Source organism: Paraburkholderia terricola (assembly GCF_900142195.1).
GTDB classification, from domain to species: Bacteria; Pseudomonadota; Gammaproteobacteria; order Burkholderiales; family Burkholderiaceae; genus Paraburkholderia; species Paraburkholderia terricola.
The window spans coordinates 1-13,685 of the sequence record NZ_FRAB01000060.1; the positions used below are offsets into that span (position 1 = coordinate 1).

Annotated in this window: 13 protein-coding genes; 9 read left to right on the top strand and 4 right to left on the bottom strand. The window is 63.0% G+C overall.

Going from position 1 to position 13,685, the window contains the following annotated elements; all coding sequences use genetic code 11:
• Positions 1-409 precede the first annotated feature (409 nt).
• Positions 410-1,525 carry an AI-2E family transporter gene (locus tag BUE39_RS30675; protein ID WP_073432445.1) on the bottom strand — a complete coding sequence of 372 codons (1,116 nt, stop codon included), beginning with the start codon at positions 1,523-1,525 and terminating at the stop codon, positions 410-412.
• Between the two features lie 278 nt (positions 1,526-1,803).
• Here BUE39_RS30675 and BUE39_RS30680 point away from each other — a divergent pair, with 278 nt between their 5' ends.
• The 4 genes from BUE39_RS30680 (at position 1,804) to BUE39_RS30695 (ending at position 5,740) form a co-directional block, all read left to right on the top strand.
• A complete protein-coding gene (locus tag BUE39_RS30680) occupies positions 1,804-3,018 on the top strand; it encodes a DUF2863 family protein (protein ID WP_073432416.1) in 1,215 nt (404 codons plus the stop codon).
• 213 nt (positions 3,019-3,231) lie between these two features.
• Positions 3,232-4,116, top strand: coding sequence for a response regulator transcription factor (locus tag BUE39_RS30685; protein ID WP_073432417.1), 885 nt, complete (start codon positions 3,232-3,234; stop codon positions 4,114-4,116).
• A gap of 110 nt (positions 4,117-4,226) precedes the next feature.
• Positions 4,227-4,901, top strand: a complete 675-nt coding sequence (locus BUE39_RS30690) for an energy-coupling factor ABC transporter permease (RefSeq protein WP_073432418.1) — start codon at positions 4,227-4,229, stop codon at positions 4,899-4,901.
• A gap of 173 nt (positions 4,902-5,074) precedes the next feature.
• Entirely contained in the window at positions 5,075-5,740 is a 666-nt protein-coding gene (locus tag BUE39_RS30695; RefSeq protein WP_073432419.1) for a BspC domain-containing protein, read from the top strand.
• Positions 5,741-5,856: 116 nt separating this feature from the next.
• Here the strand turns inward: BUE39_RS30695 and BUE39_RS30700 are convergent, their stop codons facing one another.
• The gene (locus BUE39_RS30700; RefSeq protein ID WP_073432420.1) at positions 5,857-7,011 is read right to left on the bottom strand and encodes a M14 family metallopeptidase; all 1,155 of its coding nucleotides are present in this window, start codon (positions 7,009-7,011) and stop codon (positions 5,857-5,859) included.
• Between the two features lie 34 nt (positions 7,012-7,045).
• Positions 7,046-7,828 (bottom strand): peroxide stress protein YaaA, encoded by a 783-nt coding sequence (gene yaaA / locus BUE39_RS30705; protein WP_073432421.1) that lies wholly within the window; start codon positions 7,826-7,828, stop codon positions 7,046-7,048.
• A gap of 57 nt (positions 7,829-7,885) precedes the next feature.
• Here yaaA and BUE39_RS30710 point away from each other — a divergent pair, with 57 nt between their 5' ends.
• Both BUE39_RS30710 and BUE39_RS30715 read left to right on the top strand, forming a co-directional pair.
• On the top strand, positions 7,886-8,383 hold the full coding sequence (locus BUE39_RS30710) for a putative toxin-antitoxin system toxin component, PIN family (protein ID WP_073432422.1): 498 nt from the start codon (positions 7,886-7,888) through the stop codon (positions 8,381-8,383).
• Between the two features lie 136 nt (positions 8,384-8,519).
• Positions 8,520-9,692: a pyridoxal phosphate-dependent aminotransferase gene (locus BUE39_RS30715; RefSeq protein WP_073432423.1), complete on the top strand. Its 1,173-nt coding sequence runs from the start codon at positions 8,520-8,522 to the stop codon at positions 9,690-9,692.
• A gap of 121 nt (positions 9,693-9,813) precedes the next feature.
• Here BUE39_RS30715 and BUE39_RS30720 read toward each other — a convergent pair whose 3' ends face one another.
• A complete protein-coding gene (locus BUE39_RS30720) occupies positions 9,814-10,461 on the bottom strand; it encodes a glutathione S-transferase family protein (RefSeq protein ID WP_073432424.1) in 648 nt (215 codons plus the stop codon).
• Between the two features lie 127 nt (positions 10,462-10,588).
• Here BUE39_RS30720 and BUE39_RS30725 point away from each other — a divergent pair, with 127 nt between their 5' ends.
• From BUE39_RS30725 to BUE39_RS30735, 3 genes are read left to right on the top strand one after another with little or no spacing between them, the layout of a single operon-like run.
• Entirely contained in the window at positions 10,589-12,145 is a 1,557-nt protein-coding gene (locus BUE39_RS30725; RefSeq protein ID WP_073432446.1) for a 3-hydroxyacyl-CoA dehydrogenase, read from the top strand.
• Positions 12,142-12,930 (top strand): oxepin-CoA hydrolase, alternative type, encoded by a 789-nt coding sequence (locus BUE39_RS30730; protein ID WP_073432425.1) that lies wholly within the window; start codon positions 12,142-12,144, stop codon positions 12,928-12,930. Before BUE39_RS30725 ends, BUE39_RS30730 begins: the two co-directional genes overlap by 4 nt.
• 31 nt (positions 12,931-12,961) lie before the next feature.
• Positions 12,962-13,678, top strand: coding sequence for a histidine phosphatase family protein (locus BUE39_RS30735; RefSeq protein ID WP_073432426.1), 717 nt, complete (start codon positions 12,962-12,964; stop codon positions 13,676-13,678).
• Positions 13,679-13,685: the final 7 nt, after the last annotated feature.

Sequence of the window (13,685 nt, forward strand, 5' to 3'; positions counted from 1 at the left end):
ATCATCCTGTCTTTCAACAGGAAAACCTTCCTTTCATTACTGTGTGAGACTTGATACTTTCGCTTCCGGCAGACCCCGAAGAATCCACCGCGCGCCGCGCATCAAGCGCCCACACTTATCGGCTGTTAGTTTTTAAAGATCGGTTGCGCATTCACCACCGTCACGACGCCCACTTCAACCACCCGGCACCGCTTCGTTCTGCGTCGCTGCATCTGCAGCAGAGAAACGAGATTATGGAGAACTTCCGTCACGCCGTCAACAGGTTTTTCCAACTTTCTAACCCGTCCGACCCGCCGCAAACCCCCGCCATTGCTGGCTCTTCCGCTTCCCGCGCCCCGCTGTCCGGGGCACGAAAGAGCGAGATTCTAGCGACCCCGAACGGGCCTTGCAAGCGTTATCTGGAATTTCTTCAAGGCGCCTTTTCTATGCGGCCCGTCTCCTCTGCAACCGGTGCTTTTAAATCTGACGCCAAAGGCCGTGCAACCTGTGCGCCGATGGTCCAATCGTGCAGGACGGTATATGCGACCGCCAGCAAGGTCGGGCCGATGAAAACGCCGAGAAAGCCGAAAGCGAACGCCCCGCCAAGGATGCCGAGCATCACAAGGATCAGCGGCATATCGCTGTTCTTGCCAATCAGGATCGGCTTGATGACATTGTCGGACATGCCGACGACCAGCACGCCCCAAACGACCAGAAAGATCGCCCACCCCGTGGCGCCGCCGTGATACAGCCAGATCGCCGCAGGCAACCACACGACCACCGGGCCGCCCGGTATCACCGACAGGAAAAATGTTGCCAGGCCAAGCAGCGCCGGGGCCGGCACGCCGGCAATCCAGCAACCGAATCCAGCCAGAACCCCTTGCACGAGTGCGGTGCCGAGAATCCCATAGACCACGCCTTTCACTGTGCTGCCAGCGAGCGCCAGCAGATAATCGGCACGCTCGCCGGCGATACGCTGCATGCCGGCATTCAGCCAGGCCGCCGCGCCCTCTCCTCCGGTATAAAAGAAGAAAGCGAGCACGATACTCAGCGCCAACAGCCCCAACCCGTGCGTGACAGCAATCGCGGCCGCCAGGATCCATTTGCCGGCCGGCGCCGCCAGGGTACGCAATTGCGCGATCAGTTCCGAATTGCTACTTGTCAGGCGCTCCCAGAAGGTCTCGAGGCTCGAACCGACCACGGGGATTCGGCCCACCCATGGCGGCAAATCCGGCAAGCCGGCTTCAAAGAGCCGTTGCACCAGCGCGACGATGTCATGAACATGCGCGCCGAATGCAAAGCCCGCATAAACGAACGGCCCCAGCACAACGACCAGAATGATCAGCACGATCAACGTGGCGGCCCACCTGCGCCGCCCGCCGACCGCCACGGTCAGCCGCCGGTATAAGCCCCACGAGCTATAACTGAGGATGGCGCCCCACAGCAGCGCGGTGGTAAAAGGCGCCAGCACCAGGAGCGAGCCGCCCACCAGAATGATGAGCGCGAAGACAGCGGCGAGACGCTCGATCAGTTGGTCCGATTTCACAATGAACACCTCCGGTTGTGCCAGACCACGGCGACGAATGAACATGCGCCTTGTCAGGCGCCCGCTAAAGCGTGCCAGTATAGAAGCGGGTCGCCCCCCCCTCGGGACGGTCTTATATCATCCGGCCAAGCCGCCGCACAACGCATGTGGGAACACTCCCGACGGGCCGACTCTTTCATGTGAAAACGTCCTAATCCACCCGGCATCGCCGGTCAAACAATATGGCGGCATGGAAAAGAATAGAATATAAGGTTCTGTGCCTCCCAACTTCTGGATTTATGCGCTCGCGAATCGCCAAACGTCTCCCCCCCGATGCCGACAAACTCGTCGGTCTCTCGCTCGCGCTTTTCGCGTCGGGCAGCCGCACCGAGGACCGCTTCTGGGAAGCGAAGCTCGATGCGTTGCTGACCAAGATCGTCCGTAACGCCAATCAGACCACGCTGGACGCCGCGCTCGACCATCTGCAGCAAAATCATCCGGATGCGTACGGCGCGCTCGCCGACATGGCGGAAACCCACAGCGAGTCGTTCATCGTCGAACATGAAGGCGTGTCTTACGAAGCGCTGCTGATCGCCGCGCCGGTGCTCGCCTGGACCCGTTACATGATTCCGTCCGGCCCGCTCAAGACCGATGCGGCCGACGCCCTGCGCGCGCACCTGCAAGCACACGTGCTCGCGGCCAATACGCGCGTGGCCATGGCGCCGTTTCTGTACAGCATCGATCAGTTGCCGCGCCATCACGTGGAAACCTGGCGCATGGCGCAGCAACTTGCTCAAGCCGCCATGGCCGGCGGCAGCGTCAAGCTCAATTTCGGCGAACTGCCGGAAACGTCGCCGATTCTGGCCGACCCGCGCTTCCTGCTGGCCGTGGTTGCGGCACCTGTGGGCGAGCCGACGTTTCGCTGGCAGGAGGAAGAGCACGGCAGCCGGATCGAGCGTGGGCAATGTCTCGAGCAATGGGCCACGCAAGGCGGCGCCAATCTGTCGCTGGTGTTGCCGGGCTGCGAATTCGAATGCCTGCTGCCGGATGCCTATTATTCGGCCTGCCGCGACGCCGACGAGCGCGTGCGCCCCCACACGGTGCGCACCGCCGTGCGCTATCTGTTCGACACGATCGGCGCCGCGCCGCAGGACCTGCGCGCGGTTGTCGCGGGCTTCGGCGAACGCCGCATCGACGAATATCGCGTCGGCTTCACGCGCCGCGGCAGCAATGATGTGATCTACGGCGTCGTATGGCCGCTGTACGGCCGCGAAAACGGCGAGCCGGGCATTGACGAAGAGCCGCAAGAAAGCGCCGCATCGGACGATCCCCTCGAGGAAATCGTCGCGCTGCTCAAGGAGACCGGCGTGACGGACGTGCGCCGCCATGCCGGCCGCTTCGAGCCTGAATATTGCGATGATTGCGGTGTGCCGCTCTACGCGGACCCGCTCGGCGAAATCGTCCACGCCGAAATGCCGGAAGACGCGGAACCCGCGCAGCCGCATTTTCATTGAGCATCGGCGTCGGCGCCTGACCGGGCAGCCGTCGAGTCAGAAAGCCCCGCCGCGCGCGGGGCTTTTTTACGTCATTCCTCTTATGCCTTTTGGACAGGCCGTCAAGTTGAAGGGAATTTGTCATCATAGGGACGGCGACGCATCGCATGCGTCCGGCTCCTTGGCCGGGCGCATGCATCGCGCCACTTCGCCCGAATCATCTGGAGACATGGCATGCGATTCTCGATACTCAACTCAGACGCGGAACGCCGCGATGGGCTCAAAGCGCTACTGCGGCAAATCGACCGGCTGGCGCGCTTTCACGAAGCACAAGATTGGCGCCAGGTCGTACGCGCGTTCAAACGTCAGCGACCTGATTTGCTAGTGATCGACTGGCAGGACTGGATGTCGGTCGCGGACACCCGCCATCTACTCAGCCACTATCCGGACCTGCGGGTTGCAGTACTGACCGACCATATCTCACCGGACGTCGTGCGGGAACTCATGGACGAAGGCGTGCTCGGCGTCGTGCCCCGCGAAACCGACCCTTGCCTGATCGTGCGCGCGTTTGAAATGGTTTTGCTTGGCGGCCACTATGTGCCGCCCGGCGCGCTGGCATTGAATCCGCCGCTGCCGCCGGACGCCACGATCCGGCCGTTCGACGAAAAAAACCCGCCACCCCGTCGCACCAAACTCTCCAACGGACTATCGCCCCGTCAGCAACAAATCATGCGCTGTGTCCACATGGGCAGCACCAATAAGATGATCGCGCGCACGCTCGGCATCAGCGAGGGCACGGTCAAGATCCATCTGACGAGCATCTTCCAGCAACTCGGCGCTCCCAACCGCGCCGCCGCGGTCGCGTTGTACAACGGCTGGCTGTCCGCCCAATTGCAAGTACTGCGCAACTGTGGAGAAGCTTCTACTCGTCCGGTCATGGGGCAAACCGGTGTCGTGCCGTTACGGCGCCGTACGCAGCGGCGCTTCCGCTATCCGTTGCCCGCTAACGACACGCCCGGTTCGTTGCCGATGGCGGCCGAACCGGCCCTGCCGTATGGCAACGCGGCGGCTGGAGCGCCGGCACCGGAACTCGAACCGCTGGGCCAGGGCCCGGCATGACGCCGGCCGGCGCTCGCGCCTTCAACCGGCACGCGCATTTCTGGCGGCGTTGCGCCGGCTGGCATGGAATCCGCTCACACCTTTTCTTATCCAACGAGTAATATGAAGACATGGGTTTCCTCTACACACCGCTTCCGTTCTGGGTCGCTGTCGGTGGCTGGATCGCCACTGCGATAGTGGTCGCGCTCGCGCTGTGGAAAAATCCTTTCAAACGACTTCAGGACGGCACATTGCAGCATGTCTGGCTCGCGATCATCGTCGCGGTGTCCGTGCTGTGGGCAAGTAACGCCTGGCTCGATGACGGCACCGTCATGCATCTGCTCGGCGCTACCCTCGTCGTCACGCTGTTCGACTGGGCGCTCGCGCTCATCGCCATGGCCGTGGTCGTTGGTCTCGCCGCCGTTGTCTTCGACGCGCCCTGGCAAGGCATCGCGCTAACCTTCCTCGTGTTCGGCGCGTTGCCTGTCGGCATTTCGACCTTGGTCCAGCGCGCCAGCATCGCCTGGCTGCCGCGCAACCTCTTCATGTTCATCCTCGGTCAGGGTTTTGTTTCGCCAGCCATCGCGGTGTCGCTCACGGCAGCCGCGGCGCTCGGCATTCACATCGTGCTGGCCGATGGTTCAATGCTCGTGGTGCCGGCCGGCTATGCGTTCAGCGTGCTCTTGCTCGCGACCGGCGAAGCCTGGTTCACCGGCATGTCGACGGCACTGATCGCGGTTTACCGTCCCGCATGGGTTACTACTTATGATGTACGCCGATACCGATTGGGTGGGCCACGCATCTGACAAGTCCGGCACAGGCAACCTGCCTGAACGTGCGCGCCGCAATACCTCAGCCGAACACACGAAGCCGGCGAACGCGTGACACGATAGAACAAAATATTTATGTCACGATTGAACTCATCCCCGGCGCGGAGCATCTTACGTGCCTCTGATCTCATAAGCGCCTAACGAACTAGATGGATCGCACCAACGTACCGCGCCGGTTGCTGCGGGTGGTCGGCCGGTTGGCAACATTTGCAGCGGGTCTCTCGCTCTCATGCATTGCTCCCGCATTCGCCGATCAGCTCGAACAGCGCAACGAGCTCGTCAACAGATTTGTCAATGAAATGCATGCCGATCCGCTAGTCGCGGACTGCGCCGCTCATGGCAACTTTGTCGCAAGCACATCCACTGCTTTCGACCATGTCGAATTTTCACCCAGTTCCTTTGACAGCGCGCACGCTTCGGTGACGCCCTGGAACGATTCGTTCGACGAGGGCAAGCAGCGTGTCAAGGTGGATAACATCGTCACCGTCGAAGGGCTCGGCATCCGTTCGGGGGGCGGCGGCGATCCGGCCGATCTGAAGTTTCGCTGCGGCTATGTGGGCGCGCAGATGCTGGCGTTCAGCTGGAACGATCCGGTGCCGCCGGCCCGTGCGCGCAGCGCCGAGCCATCGGGCTCCCAAGTCTCGTCGGGCAAGCAGAAGAACGTGAAAGGCAAGCACACGGCAAGCGGCAAAACCGCGAAGAAAGCGAATTCGAAGTCCTCCAAGGCGACCGCGAGCAAGTCATCGCGAACGACATCGAACAAGTCGCCCAGCAAATCCACAGCGAAGAAAACGCCGGCGAAAAAGTCTCAGTAACGAGGCAAATAAACGCAGCCGAATCAACGGCCCCGCTCCACCGGTCGTTCAGGCACCGCAATAAAAAAGAGGCACACACTCTGCAGTGCGTGCCTCTTTTTCTTGCAACGCGCGGCTTAAACGAACGTCTCCACATGCCGCAGGATCGCCTGCAACATCGCGGCGCCGAGCGAGGCACTGCGCGCGCCGTTCCAGCCCACCCGCTCGTCGGGCAAATTGGCGTTGTCCTTGAACGGCATCTCCAGCGTCAACGACAGGCAACCGAATTCGTTGCCGATATATTTCGAAGCCAGCTTTAGCGCATCCTCGCGATATTTGCTCGCGGCATAGCCATATTTGTCCTGGAAATCAGGACTCGCCTGCTTGAACGCCTCGATGAACGCCTTCTGCTCCTGTCCCTGCCGCTCGGTGAAACCGGGCAGCATTTCGGAGCCTGCCACGAACACATAGGGCAGCGCCTCGTCGCCGTGAATATCGAAGAACAGTTCGCAGCCGGTTGCGTGAATCGCGTCGCGCACCACCAGCACTTCGGGGCTGCGCGTGGCGTCCGGTTCCATCCACTCGCGATTCAGATTCGCGCCGGCCGCATTGGTGCGCAGATTGCCGTGCACACTGCCGTCCGGGTTCATGTTCGGCACGATGTAGAACACGGCATGATCGTAGAGCTTGCGCGCGACCGGGTCGCCCGCCCAATCGCCCCAGCCCACGAGGCGCTTCACGAGACCCTCGATAAACCATTCGGCCATCGTCTCGCCTGGGTGCTGGCGTGCGATCAGCCAGACTTTCTTCTTGGGCACATCACCGGTTTGCGGCGTGCCGAGCGTGAGAAGCGACATTGGCCGACCTTCGACGGTCGCGCCCAGCTCCGTGAGCGTTGCCTGCGGCATCTGCTGCACCGCGCCGAGAAACTCCAGATGACGTTCTTCGCTGTACGGCTCGAAATACGCGTAATAGATGCGGTCGAAATCCGGCGTATGGTCGATCCTCAGCACACGGCCGTCATACGAGGTCGGCACGCGGAACCAGTTCACCCGGTCATAGCTCGCGACCGCCTGATAATCGCGCCAGCCTTCGGCAAAGGCGCACGCGGCGGCATTCTCGAAACTCATCACGCAGCGCTCGCCCGCCGCGCCGGACAAGCGGAAGTAAAACCACTGCGCAAACTCCGCGTGGCTGTCCGGCCGCACGCGCAGCCGTATATTGCCCGCGTCTTCGCAGGACAGCACTTCGATCGCGCCCGCGTCGAAATTGCTCGTAATCGATAACGTCATGATGTTCTTCCCGGCATGTGTGCGAGGCAGTCGCCTAGTCGGCGAGGCGGCGGCGGAATACATAAGTGGAATCGTTCGAGGCTTCGGCGTCGAATGCGTAGCCCTCGGCGTCGAAATCCTTCAGCTGTTCCGGCGTGTTCAGGCGATTCTCGACCGCGTAGCGCGCCATCAGACCGCGCGCGCGCTTCGCGTGAAAGCTGATGATCTTGTAGCGGCCGCCCTTCCAGTCCTCGAACACCGGCGTGATGACAGGTGCTTCCAGCAATTTCGGCTTGACCGACTTGAAGTACTCGCCCGATGCGCAATTCACCAGCACGCGCGACGCCGCGGCCTTCTTTCTTAGCTGCGCATTCAAAGCCTGCGTGATCCGTTCGCCCCAGAACGCGTATAGGTCCTTACCGCGCGGGTTGGCGAAGCGCGTGCCCATTTCGAGCCGGTACGGCTGCAGCAGATCGAGCGGACGCAGCAAGCCATACAGGCCGGACAGCACGCGCACGTGCTTCTGCGCGTAATCCAGATCGGCCGACGACAAGGTCTTCGCATTGAAGCCCTCATACACGTCGCCGTTGAATGCGAGCACCGCCTGCTTGGCGTTGTGCGTGCCGAACGTGGGCGACCATTGCGCGTAGCGCTGGAAATTGAGGTGCGCGAGCTGATCGGAAATGTCCATCAGCGATGCGATCTGCTGCGGCGACAAACGGCGCAATCCGCCGATCAATTCGGCTGCCTCGTCGACGAAATCGGGGATGGTGTGCTTCTTGACGTGCGGCGGGGTGTCGTAGTCGAGAGATTTCGCCGGCGACAGAACGATTATCATAGAGGCTTGCAGGCACGCCGTGCCTGGCGGTCAAAGACGAAAGCCAGATTGTAACGAATGCCCGGTTCCCATGCCTCACGCGGCGCCTTGCGCGTCGTCCTCGATTCCAACGTGTGGATCGATATTCTCGTGTTCGACGACCCGCACACGCGGCCGATTCGCGCCGCGCTCGAAAACGGTGCGCTGGCCGCGCTGATCGATGCGCGCTGCCTCGCCGAACTCACCTACGTGCTCGACTATCCGCAATTCGTGCATCGGAATGTGGACAAGGCCGCCGCGCTCGCGGTGGTGGCGCGGCTCGCGCAACTGGTCGAGCCCGCCGCGCCCGCGGAGAACGCGAAGCCCTTGCCCAAATGCAAGGACCGCGACGACCAGAAGTTCCTCGAACTCGCGCATGCCGCGCAGGCCGACTGGCTGGTTTCGAAAGATCGCGCGGTGTTGAGGCTCGCGAGGCGGATCGCGCGCGACTTCGGCTTTCAGATCGCTCAGCCGGCGCCGTTCGTGGCCTCGGTCTGCGTGTCAGCGGACGCCGTCGGCGAGGCTGCACCCGCATGAGCCTTGGCCGAATGGCCAACATGGATCGCCTGGCGCGCACAGCGCGCCGCGATTCCCTACAATCAGGCTTCGTCCGCTTCATACGACGCCTTTCGCTCGATTCGCCCACCCACTCGCCCACGCTTCGGACAGCGCCATGAATGCACCGCACGACACGCCCACGAGTCCCACGTTTCCGTCTCGCCTGCCCGACGTCGGCACGACGATTTTCACCGTGATGAGCGCGCTCGCCGCCGAAAAGGGCGCGGTGAATCTCGGCCAGGGCTTTCCTGACTTCGGCTGCGATCCGCGCATCGTCGACGCGGTCGCGAACGCAATGCGCGACGGCCACAATCAGTACCCGCCGATGGCCGGTGTCGCGCCGCTGCGTCAGGCAATCGCCGACAAGATCGCGAACCTGTACGGCCGCCGCTATGACGCCACCACGGAAATCACCGTCACCGCGGGCGCCACGCAAGCGTTGCTCACCGCGATTCTCTGCACGGTGCACCCCGGCGACGAAGTCGTCGTGATCGAGCCGACTTACGACAGCTATCTGCCGTCGATCGAACTGGCCGGCGGCAAGCCGGTTTTCGTCACGCTCGAGGCGCCCGATTACACGATTCCGTTCGACAAGCTCGCCGCCGCGATCACGCCGAAAACGCGGCTCCTGCTGATCAACACGCCGCACAATCCGACCGGCACGGTGTGGCGCGCCGAGGACATGCGCAAGCTCGAAGAGATCGTGCGCGGCACCAACGTGCTGATCCTCTCAGACGAAGTGTATGAACACATGGTCTACGACGGCGCGCCGCACGAGAGCGTCGCGCGCTACCCTGAACTGGCGCAGCGCAGCTTCGTGGTGTCGAGTTTCGGCAAGACGTATCACGTGACGGGCTGGAAGGTCGGCTACGTGGCCGCGCCGGCCGCCCTCACCGCGGAGTTCCGCAAGGTGCATCAGTTCAACGTGTTCACGGTCAACACGCCGATGCAGATCGGCCTCGCCGATTACATGAGAGATCCGGCGCCCTATCTGGAGCTACCCGCGTTCTATCAGAAGAAGCGCGACTTCTTCCGCGGCGGTCTCGCGAATTCGCGCTTCAAGCTGCTGCCGTGCACGGGCACGTACTTTCAGTGCGTCGATTATTCGGCGATCAGCGATCAGCCCGAAGCCGAATTCGCCCAATGGCTGACCGGCGAGATCGGCGTCGCGGCGATCCCGGTCTCGGCGTTCTATCACGAGGCGCATGAATCGGGCGTGGTGCGCTTCTGCTTTGCCAAGCAGGAGAGCACCCTCGCCACCGCGCTCGACCGGCTGGCGCGGCTCTAGGATGCCCCGCGCGATGCCGCGAACGAACCTGCGTTCCTCGCCATCGCGCGCAACGCCCAAGGCGTGCGCTGCATGCCGTGGCTCGTTTGATCGGCGCTCATTACATCAGCAGGCTCATGCGTCAGCCGGGACGCGACGCCGCGATGTACGCCTTGCGGTCCTCGGTCACACGCTGCGCGGCCGGCCTCGGGTTGATCGCCTTCACGTAGCTTTTCCAGTCCACGCCGGCGTCGAGCAGGAAATCGCGGCCGTAGACAGTCTGCGTCGCCATACCCACCAGCGGCAAACTCACATAGCCCGCCGCATCGGCGACACTGAACCGCTCGCCGCGCAAATACGGTCCGAACTTCGCAATCCGCTTGAAGCCCGCGAGGTGATGCACGAGCAGTTTTTCCACGCGCCCTTTGGTCGCCTCCGTCACCGTGCCGCCGAAGAACGCTTCCTTGTAGAGATTGCGCGCGGTAAGTTCGAGATGCACGTCGACGAACGTAATCAACTCGCGTTCCTTGGCCGCTTCCCATGGATCCGCGGAGAAAATCGCCTTGTCGGGAAAACGCGCCGCCAGATATTCGACGATGCATTGCGACTCGCACAGATCGCCGTCTTCGGTCTGAAGATAAGGCACCTTGCCGAGCGGCGAATGTTCGAGCATGGTCTCTTCCTGGCTGGGCAGCACGAAGACCTCCTCGAACGGAATGCCGTATTCGAGCAACACGAACTTCACTTTGTTGTAGTAGTTGGAAAGCGCGAAACCGCACAGCTTGATCATCGGGTGTCTCCTGTTCTTCGGGTGGTTTGAAGCCGCTCGTCAAAGTGAAAGCGGCGACCGTCGACCAATCATCCGGTAAATTGCACGAGCGTGCTAATCTAAAATAACCATGGAGTCGAGCATCACAATGACCTCTCGCAATTTCAGCATCGAAACCATCGGCATTGTCGGAACCGGCGCAATGGGCCGCGGCATTGCGCAGATTGCCGCGCTGGCCGGCCTGTCAGTGCGTCTCTACGACGCGAACCCCGTCGCGGCCGGCGCCGCGCGCGATTATCTCGCCGAGACTTTCGCCAGATTGACGGCCAAAGGCAAGCTCGATCAGGCACGCTCGGCCGCCGCGCTGGCGAAGGTCAGCGGCGCGCAGGCCGTCGGCGATCTGGCCGGTTGCGATCTCGTGATCGAGGCGATCGTTGAAAAGCTCGACGTGAAGCAGGCCTTGTTCCGCGAACTCGAAACCGTGGTGAGCGGCCGTTGCGTGCTCGCGTCCAATACCTCGTCGCTGTCGATCACGGCGATTGCGGCGGGCTGCATCGACCCGTCGCGCGTGGTCGGTTATCACTTCTTCAATCCGGTGCCGTTGATGAAGGTCGTCGAAGTGATCGACGGTCTGCGCGGCGACCCGGCGGCAGGCGACGCGCTGATGGATCTCGCGCGCCGCATGGGCCACACGCCGGTGCGCGCGAAAGACATGCCCGGCTTCATCGTGAATCATGCGGGCCGCGGCATGAACACCGAGGGCCTGCGCGTGGCCGGCGAAGGGGTGGCGAGCTTTGCCGACATCGACCGCATCATGCGCGAACAGGCGGGCTTTCGCCTCGGACCGTTCGAACTGCTCGATCTGACCGCGCTCGACGTGTCGCATCCGGTGATGGAGTCGATCTATCACCAGTTCTATGAAGAGCCGCGCTTCACGCCGTCGCCGATCACCGGCACGCGGCTCGCGGGCGGGCTGATCGGCCGCAAGACCGGCGAAGGTTTTTACCGCTACGAAGACGGCAAGCAGCAAGTCCCCGCCGAAGCGCCCGCGCCAACTGAACTGCCCCAAAGCGTGTGGATCAGCAAGCGCTATCCGCAAGCTTATGAAGCCGTCGCGCAACTCGTGAATCATGCCGGCGTGAAGCTCGACGACGGCGCCACGCCGGCGGCGGATTCCCTGATCGTCGTCACGCCGTTCGGTCACGACGCAACCACCGCCGCGGTCGACGAAGCGCTCGACGCCACCCGCGTCGTCGCGATCGACGCCCTCTTCCCGCTCGTCGGCGCGCAACGCCGCACGCTGATGACCACGCCCGCCACCCGCCGCGCCGCGCGTGACACCGCCCATGCGCTGTTCGCCGCCGACGGCATTCCCGTCACCGTGATCCGCGACTCGACCGGCTTCGTCACGCAACGCGTGGTGGCGACGATCGTCAATATCGGCTGCGACATCGCGCAAAAACAGATCGCCACGCCCGAAGATATCGACCTCGCCGTGATGCTCGGCCTCGGCTATCCGCGCGGACCGCTCGCTCTCGGCGACGCACTCGGCGCACCAACCATCCTCACGATCCTGCGCAACATCTTCAGCGTGCTCGGCGAGCCGCGCTACCGGCCGTCGCCCTGGCTCGCACGGCGCGCGCAACTCGGCATGCCGCTGACACAACGCGACGCCGCCGACAGCCCAACGGAGGCGCAACAATGAGCGCCGAACTGCTGACCTCGCGCCCGACCGAAAGCGAATCGACGCTCGTTCTCACGCTGTCGAATCCCGGCGCGCGCAACGCGCTGCATCCCGACATGTACGCGGCGGGCATCGAGGCGCTCGAATCCGTGGAGCGCGATCCGTCGATTCGCGCCGTCGTGATTACCGGCGCCGACAACTTTTTTTGCGCGGGCGGCAATCTGAACCGCTTGCTGGAAAACCGCGCGAAAGATCCGTCCGTGCAAGCGCAAAGCATCGATCTTCTGGGCGAATGGATTTCGGCGCTGCGCCTGTCGTCCAAGCCGGTGATCGCCGCGGTCGACGGCGCCGCCGCCGGAGCGGGATTCTCGCTTGCGCTCGCGTGCGACCTGATCGTTGCCGCGGACGACGCCAAATTCGTGATGTCGTATGCGCGCGTCGGCCTCACACCCGATGGCGGCGGCTCGTGGTTTCTCGCCCGAGCCTTGCCGCGTCAGTTGGCAACCGAGGTGCTGATCGAAGGCAAGCCGATCGGCGCCGCGCGCCTGCACGAGCTCGGCGTGGTCAACAAGCTGGCGAAGACCGGCGCCGTGCGCGACGCCGCCGTCGCATGGGCCGACGAACTCGGCAAGATTTCGCCGAATTCGATTGCGCGCATCAAAGGGCTGATCGGCGCGGCCGGCGCGCAGCCGCTCGCCGAACATCTGGTCGCGGAGCGCGACAGTTTTGTCGCGTCGCTGCATCACCGGGATGGCCTTGAAGGAATTTCCGCGTTCCTGGAAAAGCGCGCGCCCGTGTACAAGTGAACGAAGTGTGAACCAAGGGTGAACGAAGACAATGCCTGACTATCAACTGCCCAAACGCCGCCGCATCTTTCTGATGCGTCATGGCGACGTCACCTACTTCGACGATTCCGGCCGCACCATCGATCCTGAAACCGTACCGTTGAATGCGAACGGCCGCGAGCAGGCGAGCGCCGCGGGCCGCGTGTTCGCGGAGCAGCAGGTCCGGTTCGATCGGGTGATCGTCAGCGGTTTGCCGCGTACCATCGAAACCGCCCAGCGCGTATTGGCCGAGACGGGCCAGCAGATCGAACTCGAAGTCGAGCCCGCATGGCAGGAGATTCGCGGCGGCAAGCTCGGCAGCGTTCCATTACAGGATATCGAAGCGGCTTTTCTCGGCGTGTTCGACGGCATCGTGCCGGAAAGCACGCGCTTTCTCGAAGGCGAGACGATCGGCGCGCTGTTCGATCGCGTCTTGCCCGCGGTGGCCGCGCTGCGCGAGGACACGTCGTGGGATACCGTGCTGCTCGTGCTGCATGGCGGCGTGAATCGCGCGATCCTGTCGCATGCGATCACTGCGGGCGGCCGGACGTTTTTCGGCCATCTCGCGCAGGCCACCGGCTGCATCAACGCGCTCGACGTCGGCGCCGCGCCGCGCGACTGGGTGCTGCGCACGATCAACTATTCACCGCCGTCGCCGCTGCATCGCGACATCCGCAATACGACGATGGAAATCCTCTACGCACAATTCATTCAATACAAGCGTAGCTGAATCCGAA